Origin of the sequence: Nitratireductor sp. StC3 (genome assembly GCF_003015025.1) — a bacterium.
Lineage (GTDB): Bacteria > Pseudomonadota > Alphaproteobacteria > Rhizobiales > Rhizobiaceae > Mangrovimarina > Mangrovimarina alexandrii.
Window position 1 is genome coordinate 606,439 of the sequence record NZ_PYBP01000001.1, and the last position, 17,016, is coordinate 623,454.

The 17,016-nt window shown below is 67.9% G+C and carries 15 protein-coding genes and 1 tRNA gene; 9 read left to right on the forward strand and 7 right to left on the reverse strand.

Annotation, left to right across the window (positions count from 1 at the left end; all coding sequences use genetic code 11):
• Positions 1 to 80: 80 nt before the first annotated feature.
• Positions 81 to 3,362: a CHAT domain-containing protein gene (locus C7T96_RS03025; RefSeq protein WP_106569660.1), complete on the forward strand. Its 3,282-nt coding sequence runs from the start codon at positions 81 to 83 to the stop codon at positions 3,360 to 3,362.
• A 9-nt stretch (positions 3,363 to 3,371) separates the two neighbouring features.
• On the opposite strand, the gene C7T96_RS03030 is transcribed toward C7T96_RS03025, so the two are convergent.
• Entirely contained in the window at positions 3,372 to 4,514 is a 1,143-nt protein-coding gene (locus C7T96_RS03030) for a DUF2336 domain-containing protein (protein ID WP_106569661.1), read from the reverse strand.
• A gap of 144 nt (positions 4,515 to 4,658) precedes the next feature.
• Between C7T96_RS03030 and C7T96_RS03035 the strand changes: the two genes are divergently transcribed.
• The 4 genes from C7T96_RS03035 to C7T96_RS03050 all read left to right on the forward strand — a co-directional run bounded on the left by C7T96_RS03035 (position 4,659) and on the right by C7T96_RS03050 (position 7,646).
• A complete protein-coding gene (locus C7T96_RS03035; RefSeq protein WP_106569662.1) occupies positions 4,659 to 5,114 on the forward strand; it encodes a MaoC family dehydratase in 456 nt (151 codons plus the stop codon).
• Position 5,115: 1 nt separating this feature from the next.
• On the forward strand, positions 5,116 to 6,000 hold the full coding sequence (locus C7T96_RS03040; protein WP_106569663.1) for a CoA ester lyase: 885 nt from the start codon (positions 5,116 to 5,118) through the stop codon (positions 5,998 to 6,000).
• A 149-nt stretch (positions 6,001 to 6,149) separates the two neighbouring features.
• Positions 6,150 to 6,491: a co-chaperone GroES gene (groES, locus tag C7T96_RS03045; protein WP_106569664.1), complete on the forward strand. Its 342-nt coding sequence runs from the start codon at positions 6,150 to 6,152 to the stop codon at positions 6,489 to 6,491.
• A gap of 27 nt (positions 6,492 to 6,518) precedes the next feature.
• Complete coding sequence (locus C7T96_RS03050; RefSeq protein WP_106569665.1) at positions 6,519 to 7,646, forward strand: hypothetical protein; 1,128 nt, start codon at positions 6,519 to 6,521, stop codon at positions 7,644 to 7,646.
• Positions 7,647 to 7,652: 6 nt separating this feature from the next.
• On the opposite strand, the gene C7T96_RS03055 is transcribed toward C7T96_RS03050, so the two are convergent.
• Both C7T96_RS03055 and C7T96_RS03060 read right to left on the reverse strand, forming a co-directional pair.
• Positions 7,653 to 8,261: a flavin reductase family protein gene (locus C7T96_RS03055; RefSeq protein ID WP_106569981.1), complete on the reverse strand. Its 609-nt coding sequence runs from the start codon at positions 8,259 to 8,261 to the stop codon at positions 7,653 to 7,655.
• Positions 8,261 to 8,848 carry a nitroreductase gene (locus C7T96_RS03060; RefSeq protein WP_106569666.1) on the reverse strand — a complete coding sequence of 196 codons (588 nt, stop codon included), beginning with the start codon at positions 8,846 to 8,848 and terminating at the stop codon, positions 8,261 to 8,263. The genes C7T96_RS03055 and C7T96_RS03060 overlap by 1 nt, the downstream gene beginning before the upstream one ends.
• A gap of 101 nt (positions 8,849 to 8,949) precedes the next feature.
• On the opposite strand from C7T96_RS03060, the gene C7T96_RS03065 reads away from it, so the two are divergent.
• Complete coding sequence (locus tag C7T96_RS03065; RefSeq protein ID WP_106569667.1) at positions 8,950 to 9,933, forward strand: hypothetical protein; 984 nt, start codon at positions 8,950 to 8,952, stop codon at positions 9,931 to 9,933.
• A 221-nt stretch (positions 9,934 to 10,154) separates the two neighbouring features.
• Here C7T96_RS03065 and gor read toward each other — a convergent pair whose 3' ends face one another.
• The 3 genes from gor to rpiA all read right to left on the reverse strand — a co-directional run bounded on the left by gor (position 10,155) and on the right by rpiA (position 12,966).
• Positions 10,155 to 11,546 (reverse strand): glutathione-disulfide reductase, encoded by a 1,392-nt coding sequence (gene gor / locus C7T96_RS03070; protein ID WP_106569668.1) that lies wholly within the window; start codon positions 11,544 to 11,546, stop codon positions 10,155 to 10,157.
• Positions 11,547 to 11,702: 156 nt separating this feature from the next.
• Positions 11,703 to 12,251: a DUF2059 domain-containing protein gene (locus C7T96_RS03075; RefSeq protein WP_106569669.1), complete on the reverse strand. Its 549-nt coding sequence runs from the start codon at positions 12,249 to 12,251 to the stop codon at positions 11,703 to 11,705.
• A gap of 19 nt (positions 12,252 to 12,270) precedes the next feature.
• Positions 12,271 to 12,966, reverse strand: coding sequence for a ribose-5-phosphate isomerase RpiA (rpiA, locus tag C7T96_RS03080; RefSeq protein ID WP_106569670.1), 696 nt, complete (start codon positions 12,964 to 12,966; stop codon positions 12,271 to 12,273).
• A 167-nt stretch (positions 12,967 to 13,133) separates the two neighbouring features.
• On the opposite strand from rpiA, the gene gph reads away from it, so the two are divergent.
• The 3 genes from gph to C7T96_RS03095 all read left to right on the forward strand — a co-directional run bounded on the left by gph (position 13,134) and on the right by C7T96_RS03095 (position 15,009).
• Complete coding sequence (gph, locus tag C7T96_RS03085) at positions 13,134 to 13,826, forward strand: phosphoglycolate phosphatase (RefSeq protein WP_106569671.1); 693 nt, start codon at positions 13,134 to 13,136, stop codon at positions 13,824 to 13,826.
• Between the two features lie 71 nt (positions 13,827 to 13,897).
• Positions 13,898 to 13,972 (forward strand) — tRNA-Val (locus tag C7T96_RS03090).
• Positions 13,973 to 14,154: 182 nt separating this feature from the next.
• Positions 14,155 to 15,009, forward strand: coding sequence for a polysaccharide deacetylase family protein (locus C7T96_RS03095; protein WP_106569672.1), 855 nt, complete (start codon positions 14,155 to 14,157; stop codon positions 15,007 to 15,009).
• An 87-nt stretch (positions 15,010 to 15,096) separates the two neighbouring features.
• Here the strand turns inward: C7T96_RS03095 and C7T96_RS03100 are convergent, their stop codons facing one another.
• A complete protein-coding gene (locus C7T96_RS03100; protein ID WP_245414058.1) occupies positions 15,097 to 16,902 on the reverse strand; it encodes a L,D-transpeptidase family protein in 1,806 nt (601 codons plus the stop codon).
• Positions 16,903 to 17,016 lie beyond the last annotated feature (114 nt).

Sequence of the window (17,016 nt, forward strand, 5' to 3'; positions counted from 1 at the left end):
GCCAGCGGGCACGGTCCGGGCCCTACCTATGGTCTTTCGCGAGGCTTTGCGAATGGCGATCCCTTGCTAGAGTGCAGGCAATGCGCATTCGATCCCTGATTCCAGCCGCCCTGTTCGTCCTCTTTCTGCTTTCGGCCCTGCCGGCCGCCGCGCAGGTGCTGGCGCCGGCGACGACCGAAGCCGTCGAGGCGGCGAGCCGCCTGACCAAGGGCGATGCGGCAGACTTGGCGGCGGCGCGGCGGATGCTGGAGGACGGGCTGGACGCGCTTGCGCCGTCCGCCCATGCCGACCGCTACGTGCTGGCGGCCGCGGCCGCCTCGGTGGCGCGGCTTGCCGGGGATTTCGAGCGCTCACAGGTGCTGTTTGCGACCGCGGCCGAGGCGATCGAGCAGGTGCCAGGCGAGGACGACCGCCATGCCGCCACGCTCGAGGCGCGTGCCTCCGACCTCGTGCGGCTGGAGCGCCTGGACGAGGCCGACGCCCAATACGAACGCGCCTTCGCGCTCCGCGAGGAAAGCGGGACCACGCGCACCGGCACGGCCGTCGACGCAGCCTCTTCGCGGCTGTTGCTGGCGCTCGCACTGCGCACCGAAGAGCGGATCGTCGCCGGCCTGCAGCGGCTTTCCGCCTCGCTGCAAAACAATCCGGAAATCGACAAGCGGCGCGAACTCTCGGCCAATATCGCGCTGGCGCGAGCCTATCGCCACCTCGGGCTCTATGACGGCATGCTGGCCTTCACCGAAATCGCCAACCATCTGTTGATGCAGGCGCTGAGCGAGCGAAAGCTGACGACCGCGGCCGGCACGACGCCCGTGGGGCTGAGCTGCGCGCAGGAAGAATTCTTGCGCCGCGATCTTGCCGGCCTGCTGATCGCGGCGGCGGAATTCGACGCGGCCGAAAACGCGCTGGCGGGACCGCTATTCGTCGAAGACTGCGCCGAGACCGTTGCCTCCGAACAGGGACGCTATCTCAACAGCATGCTGGCGCGGCTGGCGCTTGCCGCCGGCGCACCGGTGATCGCGCAGGCCAGGCTGGTCGACTTCGCCCGCGACGGCGCCGAGGCCGGTTCGGACAGGCTCGACACGGCGATCGCCGCGGCGCGACTCGCCGCCGCCAATACCCAGCTCGGCTTTCTCGGCCGCGCCGCGCCCTATTATGCCAGCGAGGCGGCCCGGACCGGGTTCCGCGATCTCGACAACCAGGTCGAGCATCTGATCGCCTGGGCGCTGCACGATTTCCTGTCCGGGCACGACGACAACAGCCTGGCGCGCCTCGACGAGGCCGCCGAACTGGCGCGCACCCAGCGGCCGCGCGACTGGTTCCTGCGCGCCCGGATCGATTTCCGGCGCATCTATCTGCTGATCGACGCCGGCCGGCTCGCCGAGGCGCAGACGATGCGGCAGGCCTTCGAGACCTCTTACGACCGCCACGCGGCCGAGATCGCCGGTGCGCAAAAACTCGCCGTCGGCACGCCGCGCGCGGAAAGCGTCCTGGCCTCGTTGCGGGCGCTTGGCGACCTTCTGGCGGCCACGGCAGCCTCGGACAAGGCCACCGTCGCCCGCCTGCTGGAGGCCTCGCAGAAGGCGGGTCCGCCGTCCCTGCCCGGCCTCGAATATTTCGCCCAGCGCGCCTATCTCGACGCCTGCGTGCTGGCGCAAGGAACGCAAGCCTGCCGGTTCGAGATGGCGCTGAATTTCGCCCTGCCCTACAACGTGCCCTATCGCATTCCGACGCTGCTGGCCTCGCAGCATTTGCCGACCCTGTCCGGCGACCTGTTCCGCTACGGTCCGTTGCGCGACCGGCTCTACGGCCCGCTGAGCGCCCGCCTTTGGCAGGCCGCGCGCGCCGCCGGCGCCGAGGCGCGCAGGCAGGTGCCGGGCGACGCCGACACCGCCGCGCTGGCCGCGGCCATGCAGGGCGCGGCAACGGCGTTCGAATTCGCCCAGCAGCTGGTCGAGGGCGCGGCCGAGAAGACCGCCACCCAGGTCGCCCAGCGGCTTTCGGCCGGCGACACGCGGCTCGGCGCGTTGTTACGCCGGCGCGACCTGTTGTCGGAGCGGATCCTGCGCGCCCGCCTCAGCCTGCTGAAAGGCGGCCGCGACGGCGACATAGACGCCGATCTGACCGAACTCGACGCCGTGCATGCCCAAATCGGCCGCGATTTTCCCGATTTCAAGGCGCGTTACCGCTCCGATCCAGTGAGCTGGCACGACATGCGCGATCTGCTGTCGACCCGCGAGGCGGCCGTTCTGATTCACAGCTCGGCAGACGCGACCGATATTTTCGTCGTCGACAGAGAGCGGCTCCACTGGCGGCGGGTCGATCTCGGCGCCGCCGCGCTGTCGAAAAAGGTGCGTGCGCTGCGCGCCGGGCTCGACCCGACCGGCGGGGCCAGAAGCGCGCAGCCGCTGGCGCTCAAGACGGACACGACCGGGTTCGACCGGGCCGCCGCCCACGCGCTCTACCTGACGCTGTTTTCGGACCTCGAACCCGTGCTTGCCGACAAGGAATTGCTGGTGGTCGTCAACGGGCCGCTGGCGGCCCTGCCGCTTTCGGTGCTGGTGACCGCGCCGCCCGAACAAGGCGACGGCCGCACGCCATGGCTGATCCGGCGCAACGCGATCTCCGTGCTGCCTTCGCTGGCCATGCTGCGGCTGCGCGCACTCGCGCAAACCGAGCGCCGCGCCGCCGGTTTCGTCGGTTTCGGCGACCCGGTCTTTTCGCCGGGCGGGAGCGCGCGCACGCCCGGCCTGTTGGCCAACCTCGCCCCGCTGCCGGGCACCCGGCGCGAGGTCGAGGCGATCGGCGCGATCTTCGAGCCCGCCGAACGGGCGATCTATCTCGGCCGGGCGGCGAGCGAAACGGCGGTGCGGCGCGCCGCGCTGACCGGCCAGCAGGTGATCGCCTTCGCCACGCACGGGCTCGTCGCCGGCGAACTCGGCCGCGACAGCGAGCCGGGCCTGGCGTTTTCCGCGCCGGCCCCGACCGCAGCCGGCGACGACGGGTTTCTGTCGGCCTCGGAAGCGGCGACGCTGACCCTCGACGCCGACTGGCTGCTGTTGTCGGCCTGCAACACGGCCGCGTCCGACGGCAATCCCGATTCGCAAGGTTATTCCGGCCTGGCGCGCGCCTTCCTGTTCGCCGGCGCTCGGGCGATCCTGGTCTCGCACTGGCCGGTGCGCGACGACGCCGCGCCGCTGATTACGGTGGAGGCGATCAACTGGCGACGGAAAAACCCACAGGCCAGCCCGGCCCGGGCGCTGCAGCACGCCTTGCTGGCGATGATCGACGATCCGGCAAGACCGGACCATGCCGATCCGGCGGTGTGGGCGCCGTTCGTGGTGTTTTCTGGCGGCCGGTAGGGCTTCGGCTCACGCCGCGGCGATCGCCAAGGCGTGGCCACGCGCGTTTTCGCGCAGCGCCTCAAGGTGGATCGACTTAACCAGGTTGGCAAGCCCGCCGCAATCGACCGGGTCGACCGCCTCGCCGCGCCCGTCCTGCAGACAGCGCAGCATCATGTAGGAGACCTCCTGCGCGCCGGCGACGCGCTTGCCCCTGGCGACCTCGCGCCAGACGGCGAGCGCGCGCAGCATCGCCGCATGGGTTCCGGCCGGCAGCCTGGCGGCGCGAAACAAGGCCGCAAGGGCCGTATCGCGCCCGCCCGACAAAAGCGCCCGCACCCGGCTTTCGGGCTGGCCCGACAACGCCACCAGCGCGGCGCCGAAAAAGTCGATCTTGCCGTGTGCGATCACGCGGACGAGAAAACCGGTCGTCAGGTCGCCGCGCATGCGCAGATGCTCCACCAGCGCGGCGAATTCGGCCGGGCGCGTGCCGTCGATCAGCGTCAGCGAGGCGCGCGTGCAGGCCTCGCGCATCAGCCGCTCGGCGCGCGCCTTGCCCATCAAGGCCGTGACGAGCGGCGATCTGGTCAGCACCTCGCCGAGCGAGATCACGAGCGCATGGCGGGTCTCGGAGGGGAGCGCGGGATGGGCGATCAGCGCCTCGCGCACCGGCGCCAGCCCGCCCAGCCGCTCGGCGATGCGGCGAAAGCTCACCGAGGCGATTTCGGCGCCCGGATTGCGCAACAGCGCCACGCAGGCGTCCGGCTCGCCGACCTCGGCAACCGCCGCCGCCAGCGCCATCGACACGCGCGCGCGGGCCGCGATCAGGCCCTGCGCGGCCGCGCCGGAGGCGGCCACGAGGTCGATCAGATCGTTGTCGCCCAATACAGGGGAAAGCGCCAGCAGCGGCGCGGCGACCTCGGGCTGGTCGGCGGCGAGCGCGGCCACGATCTGCTGAGGCGCGCGCGGGCTGAGCTTGAGCGCCTCGGCCATGGCCTGGCGCACTTTCGGCGACGGATCGTCGAGCAACAGGGTCAACGCCGCTTCAGCCGCGCAGCGGTCCTCGAAATCGAGGTCCGACACGATATAGGCGCGCGCCAGCGCGTTGGCGGCGGCGGCCCGTTCGGCCACCCGCGCCGTCTCGATCCATTTCAAGAAATGCTGAACAATCATGTCGCCCGTCTGGCCCCACCGTTGGGCCGACCGTAGAAGGAATTGGTTTACGAACGGTTCACCATCTTTCTTAACCGGAGGCAGCCGCTTGCAGGCGCAGCGCCGCCGCCCTATCAACGGCGCACAGAACGCGGGAGGGACGACATGGCCGGGCTTCATCTGGAGGAATTCGAGGTCGGCGCGGTGATAAGACACACGCTGCGCAAGACGGTCACCGAAAGCGACAACATGCTGTTTTCGGTGATGACGCTCAATCCGCAACCGCTGCACATCGATTTCGACTTCGCCGCCCGCAGCGAATGGGGCAAGCCGCTGGTCAACTCGCTGTTCACGCTCGGCCTGATGATCGGCATCTCGGTGCACGACACCACGCTCGGCACCACGATCGGCAATCTGGGCATGAGCGAGACCAGCTTTCCGCACCCGCTGTTTCATGGCGACACGGTGCGCGTGGAAACCGAAATCCTGTCGGTACGCGACTCGAAATCGAAGCCGGACCGCGGCATCGTGGAATTCGAACACCGCGCCTTCAACCAGGACGACGTGCTGGTGGCGCGCTGCGTGCGCCAGGCGATGATGCTCAAGAAAAAGGCGACCTGACATGCGCTCCCTGCTTTTCGTTCCCGGCGATTCGGACAAAAAACTCAAAAAAGGCCTGGGCTCGGGCGCCGACGTGTTGATCGTCGACCTGGAGGATTCGGTTGCGCCGGCCAACAAGAAAGCCGCGCGCGACACGGCGGCCGCGTTCCTGGCCGAGGAGCGCGCGAACGACGCGCCGCTGATCTATGTGCGCGTCAACGACTTTTCGACCGGCCTGACCGACGACGATCTTGCGGCCGTGGTCGCCGGCCGGCCCGACGGCATCATGCTGCCCAAATCGACCGGCGGCGGCGACGTCGCGCGGCTTTCCACCAAATTGCGCGTGCACGAGGCCGAGGCCGGCCTGCAGGACGGCACGATCCGGATCTTGCCGCTGATCACCGAGACCGGCGCCGGCCTGCTCGCCGCCGGCAGCTACACGCCCGACCTGCCGCGGCTTTGCGGCCTGACCTGGGGCGCGGAAGACCTGTCCGCCGATATCGGCGCGCGCAGCGCGCGCGACGAAAACGGCCGCTTCACCGACGTGTTCCGCCTCGCCCGCTCGATGACCCTGCTTGCCGCCGCGGCCGCCGAAATGCCGGCGATCGACACCGTCTTCGTCGATTTTCGCGCCCTCGACGCGCTCAAGACCGAATGCGAGGAGGCCGAACGCGACGGCTTTACCGGCAAGCTGGCGATCCATCCGGCCCAGGTGCCGGTCATCAACGCCGCCTTTACCCCGTCGGCCGAGGCGGTCGCGGAAGCAGAGGCGATCGTCGCCGCCTTCGCCGGGGCCGGCGATGTCGGCGTGGTCGGCATCGACGGAAAAATGTTCGATCGGCCGCATCTGCGGCGCGCCGAAAGGCTGCTTGCCCGCGCACGCGCGGCCCGGCACGCCGCCGCCTGACGGCCGCACCCAAACCGCCGCGACGAGCCCCAGCCCGACCGCAACTGGACCAAGCCCGCCGACGTTCGACGCGAATACTGTCCCGCGGGGCCGATTTACATTGGCTCTTCGGCCGTTATTATCGCCGCAAACAATTTTGGGGGATTTCGATGAAAAAACCCATCTTCCGTCCGCTGCACGACCGCGTCGTCGTGCGCCGCATCGAGGCCGACGACACCAGCATCGGCGGGATCATCATTCCCGACACCGCCAAGGAGCAACCGCAACAGGGCGAAGTGGTCGCCGTCGGCAGCGGCAGCGTGAGCGAAAGCGGCGAGGTGCTGCCGCTCGACGTGCGGACCGGCGACCGGGTGCTGTTCGGCAAATGGTCGGGCACGGAGGTCACGCTGGGCGGCGAGGAATTCTTGATCATGCGCGAAACCGACCTCTTGGCCGTGGTCGGACTGCCCGGCAAGCCGGGCACGGGCTCGGGCGGTCCCGGCGGGGAATAGCCGGCGCCGCGCGTCAAGGAGCAATCAATGCTTTCAAGCCTGCCGAAGCTTGCCGACCGCGCCTTTCTGATCGGCTATCTGGTGCCGGCCGCGCTTTTTCTGGCAGCGTTCGCGAGCCTGTTTTCCGACTGGCCGGACCTCGTGGGGCCGCTCGGGCTCGGCGGTGAAGCCGACGGGCTGGAGGTGCTGGCCAAGGCGGCGATCAGCGTGTGGCTGTTCGCGATCGTCTTGTCGCTGCTCAACACCGTGCTTTACCAGGTCGTGGAAGGGTATCGGCCGCCAATCTCCTGGCTCGGCTTTCTCAAGCGGCGCGCCCTGGCGCGGCACGACGCGGCCAAACGCGAAATCGATACGCTCGCCGCAGCCTGGAAGAAGGCCGGCAAAGCCTATCCGAAGGTGCTGCAGGACCGGCACGACGAAAGCCTTCGGGATTTCGTCGCGCACTACCCGTCCGACCGCGACCTGGTGCTGCCGACACGGTTCGGCAATACGATCCGCGCCTTCGAGGATTATTCGCGCGCGCTTTACGGCGCCGACAGCATTCCGCTGTGGATCCACCTGACCACCGTCATTCCCAAGGACTTCCTGGAAAACGTCAACGATGCGCGCACCCATGTGAACAGCCTGCTCAACATCGTCGTACTGGCGACGGTTTTTTGCGCCCTCGCCCTGGCGCGTTACGTCGTCAGCATGCCATGGGCGGACTTCATGGCCGCGGATCTGGCGTTCATGCTGGCCGGGTCGCAGGCCGGGTTTCTCCTTTACGCGATCGCGGCCGCCGCTGCGGCCTGGCTGGCCTACGAACTGGCGATCGAGCGCAGCGTCGCCTGGGGCAGCCTGGTCAAGGCCGCCTTCGACTGTTTCCTGCCGGAACTGGCGCAAAAACTCGGCGCAACCACACCGCAAGCGGCGGGTGAGAGCGAGGCGTTCTGGGTCGGCGTCAGCCGGCAGGCGATCTACAACCGTCCGCGTCCGCAACAAGCGCCGCCGGCGACCAAAAAACCGGCCGCCCGCGCCGGCAAGACCAGAACCGTCCAGGCCCGCTCGGCCGCCAGCGGCGACACAAAAAAACAACGCGCGCCGGCGAAAAAAAACGCCCGAACCGGGACCGCAAAGGCCAAGGCCGGCGGCAGGAAAAAAACCGCGGCCGGTTAGAGGCGTTCAATCCCGCTGCCAGCGCGGGCGGCGCATGGCGAAGGTCTGGGTGACGGCGGCATAGTCCATGTACCCCAGCCGGGAGACGGTTTTGGCGCGCGCGATGTCGAACAGGCCGTCGGTCAGGAACGCCTCGTCGATATGGACCCCGACCACCTCGCCGACCACCACATGCACGCCGGCCGGCTCGCCCGAAAGACCTTTCGGTTCGAGAATGTCGGTCACCTTGCATTCGAGCGCGGCATGCGCCTCGGCGACGCGAGGTACCGAAACGAGTCGGCTCGGCGCCGCGGTCAGCCCGGCATAGCCGAACTCGCTGGTGCCGCGCGGGGCGTCGACGGCGCTGGCGTTCATCTTTTCGGCCAGGTCCAGCGTGACGAGATTGGCGACGAATTCGCCGGTTTCGCCGGCGAAAGTGGCGCTGTCCTTGCGGCCTTCGGAGGAAAACCAGACCAGATGCGGATGGGTGGAGAAGGCGTTGAAGAAGGAATAGGGGGCCAGATTGAGCGCGCCGTCGGCGCCGAGGCTCGATATCCAGCCGATCGGGCGCGGCGCGACGATCGCCTTGAAGGGGTCGTGCGGCAGGCCATGGCCGTTGGCGGGTTCGTAAAACATCATCCGTTCTCCCACGGGCCGGCATAGTCGGACATGATCGCCGAAGGCTCCGGGCGCCGCCTGTCGGGCGCGCCGCCGGGATGGCTGCCGATATGAACGAAACCGACCACCCGCTCGTCGGGGGCGAGCCCGAGCAGCGCCCGCCCCTGCGGCGTGTCGGAATACCAGTTGGTGATCACATTGGCGCCGTAGCCGAGCGCGCTGGCCGCGTGGATCAGGTTCATCGCCGCCATGCCGCCGGACACAAACATCTCCCATTGCGGGATTTTCGGATTGGACCTGGGCACGGACACCACCCCCACGACAAGCGGCGCGCGCGAAAACCGCGTCAATTCCTGCGCGCGGCGCGCCTCGTTGAGCGGTCCCTCGCGCGCCTCGGCGAGCGCGGCCAGCCCCTCGCCGACCCGTTGGCGCGCCTCGCCGCGGTAAAGAATGAAGCGCCACGGCTCCAGCCGGCCATGGTCGGGAACGCGGCTGGCTGCGCGGATCATCTGCTCGATTTCCGATTCGCTCGGCCCCGGCTCGGCGAGTTCGGAAATCGGCGGCGATTTGCGGGTCAGAAGAAAGTCGATGATCGAAGATGCCAAGATATTGTTCCTGTTGTCGGAAACGGATGCGGCGCGCGATCGCGGCCGGCTTGGGAAAACGGGCCTTGAAATTGCCATCCGCCTGGGTTTGATGGCAAGCCATGAGACAGGGGATTTCCGCACTGTTCACCCGGCTGTGCCTTTTGGCCGCGCTGACGAGCGCCACGGCGCCGGCCGTCGCGCAGGACGCGCCCGCTCCCGAACTGAAGCTCTCTTTGCCGGGGCTGAGCGGCTACGCGCCGACACAGGGCGAGACCCCGCTGGCCACGGGGGCAAGCGGCGAAGTCACCCTGGAGGCGAAACTGACCGAGGACGCGCCGGAACTCTCGCGCGGACTGGTGTGGCGGGTGTTCAAGCCGGAACCGGCCGCCGACGGCAAATTGCCGCTGGTCGCGCAGGGCCAAGGCGGCACCAGCGCGTTTTCGCTCGAGCCGGGCAGCTATCTGGTGCATGCCGCCTTCGGGCGCGCCGGCGCCACCAAACGCATCACGGTCGGCGCCACGCCCAGCCGCGAGACCTTCGTGCTGGACGCGGGCGGGCTGAAGCTCGACGCGATCCTTTCGGGCGGCGTACGCATCCCGCCGGCGAAGCTGCGGTTCTCGATCTACGAGGCGGCCGAGGATCCCGATGGCGACCGCGCGCTGATCATTCCCAATGTCAGCCCCAACACGGTGGTGCGGCTCAATGCCGGCACCTATCACGTCGTGTCGACCTATGGCGCGGTCAACGCCGTCATCCGCTCCGATATAAGGGTCGAGGCCGGCAAGCTGACCGAGGCGACCGTCGAGCACCGGGCGGCGCAACTGACGATGAAGCTGGTGCGCGATGCCGGCGGCGAGGCGATCGCCGACACGTCGTGGTCGGTGCTGACGGGGTCCGGCGATCCGGTGCGCGAAAATGTCGGCGCCTTCGCCTCGATGGTGCTGGCGGAAGGCGACTATACCGTCATCGCCAAGAACCGCGAGCGCATCTACCAGCGCGACTTCACGGTGGTAGCCGGCCGCAACCAGGACGTCGAGGTGATCGCGGCCGAGGATCTGGTCCCCACCCGCGACGCGGCCTCGAAAGCCCAAATCGTCGACTAGAGCCGTTCTGCTTTTCGTAGAATCGCAGACCGGCTCCAACTTATTGTTTTGATGCGTTTTTGAACGGCGAACCGGCTTCCAGTTCGCCTGGAAACGCTCTAGAAATCCGCGCCCAGACTGAGAGCCATTCGGCCTTTCGCCGAATCAGAAAACGGCTCCAACTTATTGTTCCGACACGCTTTTGAACGGCGAACCGGCGTTCGATCCGCCTGGAGGGGCCCTTAGTCGATCCGCTCGCCGTCGCGCACGCGATAGCTCGGCTGGTACATGGTCACCAGTTCCTCGGCGGCGGAGGGGTGAACGGCCATGGTGCGGTCGAAATCCTCCTTGGTCAGCCGCGCCTTGACGGCGATGCCGAGGATCTGCGCCATCTCGCCGGCATCGGGTCCCAGCACGTGCGCGCCGACGACGCGGCGGCTTTCGCCGTCGACGACCAGCTTCATCATCATCTTTTCGTCGCGACCCGACAGCGTGTGGCGCATCGGCCTGAAGCTTGCCCTGTAGACCTCGACATGGCGGAAGCGCTTGACCGCCTCGTCCTCGGCGAGGCCGACCGTGCCGATCTCGGGCTGGGAAAACACCGCCGTGGCGACGTCGTCGTGGTCGGGACGGGTGGGATTGTCCTTGAAGACGGTTTCCACGAAACACATCGCCTCGTGGATCGCCACCGGGGTGAGCTGCACCCGGTCGGTGACGTCGCCGATGGCGTAGATATTGTCGATATTGGTGCGCGAGAACTGGTCGACCGGGATCTCACCGCGTGGCCCGACAGCGACACCGGCCGCCTCGAGCCCCAGGCCGGCGGTGTTGGGCGTGCGGCCGAGCGCCAGCATGACGGTGTCGACCACCAGATGGCCGTCTTCATGGAGATGGGCGTCGAGCCGGCCGTCCGCGCGCCGCTCGATCCGGTCGAAGATCGTATGGCACAGGATGCGAATACCTTTTTTCTCCATGGTCTCGTGCAGCATGCGCCTGAGATCCATGTCGAAACGGCCCAGAATCTCCTTGCCGCGATAGACCAGCGTGGTCTCCACGCCGAGCCCGTGGAAAATATTGGCGAACTCGACCGCGATATAACCGCCGCCGGCGATCGCGATAGAGCGCGGCAGGGCATCGAGATGGAAGGCCTCGTTGGAGGAGATGCACAGTTCGTGGCCCGGCAAAGCGGCATGCGGATTGGGCTGGCCGCCGGTCGCGATCAGGATGGTGGCAGCGGTGACGGTGCGGTCGAGCCCGACAAGGCGCACGGTGTTGCGATCGACCAGTTCGGCCCGACAGTCGAAAATCTCGGCGCCGGCATTGTCGAGCCCCTTGCGGTAAAGCCCTTCCAGCCGCGCGATCTCCCTGTCCTTGTTGGCAATCAAAGTCGGCCAGTCGAAGCGCGCCTCCGGCACGCTCCAGCCATAGCCGGCCGCGTCCTCGAAATGCTCGGGAAACTGCGAGGCGTAGACGAACAGCTTTTTGGGTACGCAGCCGCGAATGACGCAGGTGCCGCCGTAGCGGTATTCCTCGGCGATCGCCACCTTCTTGCCGAGCGAGGCCGCGACGCGGCCCGCGCGAACCCCGCCCGAACCGCCGCCGATCACGAACAGATCGTAGTCATAGCTGGCCATAAAAACTGCCTCGAAACAGATCGGTTGGGAACGCCTTACACCGGCGGGCGCACGACGGGAACGCCGCCTATGCTGCGAAAGCGGGGCAAAGCGGGAAAATCCGGCGCCGGCGCGGCGAAAGCCGCACGCAATGCGCCGGATGGTCGGCGGGCAAAATCAGTCGGACGCCGCGGCCGGTTCGGCGGGAGCGGCGTTGTCGGCCGCCTCGGCCTTCTCGTTCAGCGCCTCGTTGACCGCCACGGCCAGATCGCGGGCCAGACCCTTCTGCCAGATGTCGGCGGCCTGAAGCACGTCGCGGGTCACCAGCGGCGACTTGGTCTTGAACGCGATCCCGCCCGGCGAGGTGTAGAAGGTGGCGATGGCGTTAAGCTCGTCCTCGGTGAAGTTGCGCGCATAGGCAAGCGCGGCCTCCCGTTCGAGATCGCCGCGGCGCGGGGCAAGCTTGAGCGCCTCCTCGTCGACGGTCTCCACGATCACGTCCTGAAGGTTGGGATCCTTCTGGATCAGCTCGCCCTTCAGCGACTGCGCGGCACCGGGCAGGATCAGGTCGAACTCTTCCGTCGCGCCGAGCGAATCGATGGCGGCGCGCGCCGCCTTGAGATGGCTCTCGGACACTTCCTGCGAGAAGGCCGGCTGTGCCGCGGCCAGGATAAGGCTCGCCCCGAAGGCGGCAGCCAGGCGGCGGGCATGGAACATAGATGTCATCACTGACAGAACTCCCTTTCTATCGGGTGGCTTTGATGGTGCTCACGCCGTTTTCGCCGGCAATGATAGCAACGCTTGCGAGATCGAGAAACAATCCGTGTTCGACCACGCCGGGGATGGCGTGGAGCGCTTCAGAAAGCGCTCTTGGATCGGGAATGCGGCCAAAAGATGCATCCAGGATCATGTGCCCCCCATCGGTGACGAAAGGCGTCTGGCCGCCGCGCAGCGCGACCGGGCCGGACAGGCCGAGCCGGCTTGCCGCCTTCTCGACCGCGATCCGGGTCGCGGCGAGGCCGAAAACATTAACCTCGATCGGCAGCGCGAATCGGCCCAGCATCTCGACCAGCTTGGTGTCGTCGGCGATCACCACCATGCTGTCGGAGGCGGCCGCCACGATCTTTTCGCGCAGCAGCGCGCCGCCGCCGCCCTTGATCAGGGCAAGGTCGGGACCGACCTCGTCGGCTCCGTCGACGGTGACCGACAGGCGGGGGGCGGCGTCGAGCGTGGTCAGCGGCACGCCGAGCTCGCCGCACAGGCGCGCCGTGCGCTCGGAGGTCGGCACGCCGACGACCGTGAAACCGTCGGCGACGCGCGCGGCAAGCAGGCGCACGAACTCCTCCGCCGTCGAGCCGGTGCCGATACCGATGGTCGCACCGTCCTCGACATAGGCGAGCGCGGCGCGCGCCGCCTCGATCTTGAGCAATCGTGCGTCCATGAATCCAGCCTGTCAGCCCGTTGTGGCGCTGATCTAGCACTTCCGACCCGCTGGTCAAAGAGCACGGCCGCGCGCCAAGCGCGACGAATTGCCTTGTCGGCGATATCGGCACGGGCTATCGCCGGGTTTCGCCAAGCCCGCCGGCCGACAGCGAGGAGCCCGCCGCCATGAAGCGCCCGTCCCCCGTCATCGTGTTCGATCTCGACGGCACGCTGATCGACACCGCGCCGGACCTGATCGCCAGCCTCAACCACGCGCTCGCCCGTCACGGGCTCGCCCCGGTCAATCCGGCCGCAATGCGCGCCTTCGCGGGCCTCGGCGGCAAGGCGATGATCGAGCGCGTCCACGCCGAGCGCCGCGTGCGACTCGAGCCGGAGACCGCGGCGTCGATGGTTGCGACGTTTCTGGCCCATTACGCCGACACGATCCCGGGCACGTCCCTGCCCTATCACGGCGCGACGCCCGCGCTGGAGCGGCTGGCGGAGGCCGGATTTTCGCTTGCGGTGTGCACCAACAAGCCGCAGGCGATGACCGAGCGCCTGCTGGAGGCGCTGGCCTTGGGCGGGCATTTTTCGGCCGTGTGCGGGGCCGACCGGTTTTCGTTCCGCAAGCCGGACCCACGCCATTTGACCGAAACCATCGCGCTCGCCGGCGCCGACCCGCAGCGCGCCGTGATGGTCGGCGATTCGCGCAACGATATCGCCACGGCCAAGGCGGCCGGCATTCCGGTGGTCGCCGTCGAGCACGGCTATTCCGACATTCCGGTGCGCGCGCTGGAGCCGTCGCGGGTGATTTCGCATTTCGACGAGCTGACGCCGGCGCTCGCGCAACGGCTGATCCACGGCACGCTCGACGGCTGAGCGACAGCGCGCTTGACTTTGCAAAGCCTCCGCCTCTATATCGCCGCCTGTCGCGGGGCCCAGGCCCCTGCGGGCGCGTAGCTCAGCGGGAGAGCATTCGCTTCACACGCGAAGGGTCACAGGTTCAATCCCTGTCGCGCCCACCATTTTCCTCGGACGAATTCAGCCAAAACTCCTGCCCCGCCCCGGCGGGCGAGCTCGCGTGACGTCGGAGCGCGGCGGAAACGACAATCCGTCACCCGCCATGGTTAACCGGCCGCTCGGTTTAGCGTTCTCTTAACCCTGTGCGTGCATTTTTGACGGCGTTCAACAGTACGGGTTGCGTATCATGCGTTCGGGTTTGGCGGTTGTGGGCGGCGTCGTGGCCGCGCTTTTGTTGTCCGGCTGCGCCAACGCGCCGAAAAAACTCGCCGCCGGCGAACGTCCCGGCCTCGCCTTCGCGGAGGAACGCGCGCCGGCCGACACCGAACAGAGCCCGCAGATCGCCATGCTGAGGCCCGACCAGCTGCCGCGCGCGCTTGGCGGGCTGGCCGGGCGCACGATCCGGGTCGCGCGCGTCGCCGACATCGCCCTGCGGCCGGGCGAAGTGGTGCTGACCTTCGACGACGGACCTATCCCCGGCCGCACCGACAGGGTGCTCGACATACTGGACCGGTTCGGGGTCAAGGCGACCTTCCTGATGGTCGGGCAGATGGCCAATGCCTACCCCGCCACGGCGCGCAAGGTCGCCGCGCGCGGCCACACGGTCGGCACCCACACGCAGGGCCACGCCAATCTCGCCAGCCTCAGCCACGCCAGCGCGCAGGCGCAGATCGAGCGTGGCCGCAAGAGCGTGGCGGCCGCGCTCGGCTCCTACCGCGCGGCGCCGTTCTTCCGCTTTCCCTATCTCGCCTCGACCGCCGCGCTGCGCAACAGCCTCGCCGCCCAGGGCATCGTGGTGATCGACGCCAGCATCGATTCCAAGGATTATTTCAAGAGCGGGCCGCAGACGATCCGCGCCCGCACGCTGACCCGGCTGCGCCAGCGCGGCTCCGGCGTCATCCTGATGCACGACATCCACCCGCGCACGGCGGCGATGCTGCCGGGCCTGCTCGCCGACCTCAAGGCCGGCGGCTACAAGGTGGTGCATCTCAAGCCCGGCGCGGGCGGCGGCCTGCTGGTCGCCTCGGCAAAAACGGACTGATCGCAGGGCCTTTTGCGCCCGCCGCGCCCGATCTGCCACGCTCCGCGCGATCTCGGGGACGGTTGTGCGGCTTGACGACGGCGCGGCTCAACCGGCCGGCTGGCGCACCGCCGCGATCGCGTCGAGCGCCTTTTGCAGGTACCGGTCGCGGTCGTAGACGTCGCCATGATAGGCGACCTGGCCGTCCTGATCGGGCCAGGCGGTGAAATAGGCGACATAGACCGGAATGGTGCGGGTGATCTTTTCGGAAGAATGGCCGGCGCCGATCTTGGCCGCGACATAGTCGAGCGGCTTGTCGAGCACCGCGGCGGCCATGCCGCGCGGGTCGGCCAGGCGCACGCAGCCATGGCTGAAGGCACGGGTGTCGCGCTGGAACAGGTTCTTGGACGGCGTGTCGTGCATGTAGATGGCGTGCTTGTTGGGAAACAGGATCTTCAGCTCGCCGAGCGCGTTGCGGGAGCCCGGACGCTGGCGCACGTTGAACGGCACCTTGCCGCCATATTGCCCCCAATTGATCGCCGATGAGGCAATACGCCGGCCGCGCGCATCGGTGACCTCGTAGCCGGCCCGGTCGAGATAGGCCGGGTCGCGGTAGAGTTTGGGCAGCATCTCGTTGACGATGATCGATTGCGGCACGCCCCAATAGGGGTTGTAGTCGATCTGCTCGATCTGGTCGTAGAAGAAATTGGTCTGGTTGGATTTCTTGCCCACGACCACACGCATCGACAGTTTCTCGCGGCCGGCCTCGACATAGGAGGCTGTAAAGGCCGGCTGGTTGATGAAGACGCGCGGACTGCCAAGGGCGGACGGGTGCCAGCGCAGCCTTTCGAGCGCATATTCGACCTTGGCGATGCGCGCGGCCTTGGATTCGCCGGCAAAGGCGCGGACCGTGCGCGGACCGATGATGCCGTCGTCCCGCAACCCCTTGAAGTCCTGCGCGGCCTTGACCACGGGCACGAGTTCGTCGGCGTAAAGTTCGCTCTCCTTGTGGCGTTCCAACAGCGCGGCGTGTTCGGCGCGGAAAGCCTCGTCCGTCTCGCGCGCGAACAAGGCAAGCATTTTGGGCAGTTCGGGGCTCGACTTGCCAGGCCGCAGCAGCAGTTTCGCATCGACGACGATGTCGTTTTCCGCGCTCGCGCGCAGCGCCTCCAGTTCGACGCGCAGCGCCGCGAAGCGTTCGTTCCGCGGATGGCGCGCCTCCAGATAGGCACGCACGTCTCGGCTATGCGCGAGGCGGTCGAGCACCTTTTTCAGGTCGAGCGGTTTTTCGGGAAAATCGTGATAGCCTGACAGACGGTTGGGATCGACACGTCCGGACCAGGCGTCGCGCGCGTAACGCAGCACCCTGGCCGACAGCGCCATCTCGAAGCGGATCAGCTCGGCCTTGCGGGCGGCCATCGCATCCATGGAAAAACCGGGCGCCGGCACCGCCACGGCGTAGTCGGCCGGCTCGAGCGCGAAGTCTGCGGCCTCGCCCAGCACCCGCACGGCCTCGGCCGCACGGCCGTTGGGACTGAAGCCGGAAACCCAGATGAAGGCTCGGTTTTCACCGTAATAGGCAGCCAGCGCCGCAGCCACGTCCGGGGAGCCGCGCAGGTCGAAATCGTCGAGCCCGCCGATCGCCTCGTCGAAAAGACCATTGTCCAGAGACGGCTCGAAGCGCGTTTCGCGCGGGGCCTCGAGCAGGCTCGAAAACGAGACTTTCACCAGCTTGTCGGGACGGTAGGTATAATAGGAAGGCGCGGAAATCTTGACCCGTTTGACGCGCTTTTTCGGTTTCGTGCGCTGTTGCGGCTCGGGACGCACGTCGCGCGCGCGCCGCTCCTTGATGCCGCCGCCGAACAGCCTTTCGAAGAAGTTCTGCGCCTCGGCCGGCACGGGCGCCAGCATCATGGCGGCGGCCAGAAAAGAGGCCGGGTAGGCCAGCAATTGACGGCGGTTGTTGTGCATTAGCCCTGCCCGTTGTTTCGTTGTCCAGTCCGGCTGCCCACACGTTCCGGCGCGCCG

Coding starts and splice junctions, on each gene's coding strand:
- C7T96_RS03025 (WP_106569660.1), top strand. CDS start 81: ATGCGCATTCGATCCCTGATTCCAGCCGCCCTGTTCGTCCTCTTTCTG.
- C7T96_RS03030 (WP_106569661.1), bottom strand. CDS start 4,514: ATGATTGTTCAGCATTTCTTGAAATGGATCGAGACGGCGCGGGTGGCC.
- C7T96_RS03035 (WP_106569662.1), top strand. CDS start 4,659: ATGGCCGGGCTTCATCTGGAGGAATTCGAGGTCGGCGCGGTGATAAGA.
- C7T96_RS03040 (WP_106569663.1), top strand. CDS start 5,116: ATGCGCTCCCTGCTTTTCGTTCCCGGCGATTCGGACAAAAAACTCAAA.
- groES (WP_106569664.1), top strand. CDS start 6,150: ATGAAAAAACCCATCTTCCGTCCGCTGCACGACCGCGTCGTCGTGCGC.
- C7T96_RS03050 (WP_106569665.1), top strand. CDS start 6,519: ATGCTTTCAAGCCTGCCGAAGCTTGCCGACCGCGCCTTTCTGATCGGC.
- C7T96_RS03055 (WP_106569981.1), bottom strand. CDS start 8,261: ATGTTTTACGAACCCGCCAACGGCCATGGCCTGCCGCACGACCCCTTC.
- C7T96_RS03065 (WP_106569667.1), top strand. CDS start 8,950: ATGAGACAGGGGATTTCCGCACTGTTCACCCGGCTGTGCCTTTTGGCC.
- gor (WP_106569668.1), bottom strand. CDS start 11,546: ATGGCCAGCTATGACTACGATCTGTTCGTGATCGGCGGCGGTTCGGGC.
- C7T96_RS03075 (WP_106569669.1), bottom strand. CDS start 12,251: ATGACATCTATGTTCCATGCCCGCCGCCTGGCTGCCGCCTTCGGGGCG.
- rpiA (WP_106569670.1), bottom strand. CDS start 12,966: ATGGACGCACGATTGCTCAAGATCGAGGCGGCGCGCGCCGCGCTCGCC.
- gph (WP_106569671.1), top strand. CDS start 13,134: ATGAAGCGCCCGTCCCCCGTCATCGTGTTCGATCTCGACGGCACGCTG.
- C7T96_RS03095 (WP_106569672.1), top strand. CDS start 14,155: ATGCGTTCGGGTTTGGCGGTTGTGGGCGGCGTCGTGGCCGCGCTTTTG.
- C7T96_RS03100 (WP_245414058.1), bottom strand. CDS start 16,902: ATGATGCTGGCGCCCGTGCCGGCCGAGGCGCAGAACTTCTTCGAAAGG.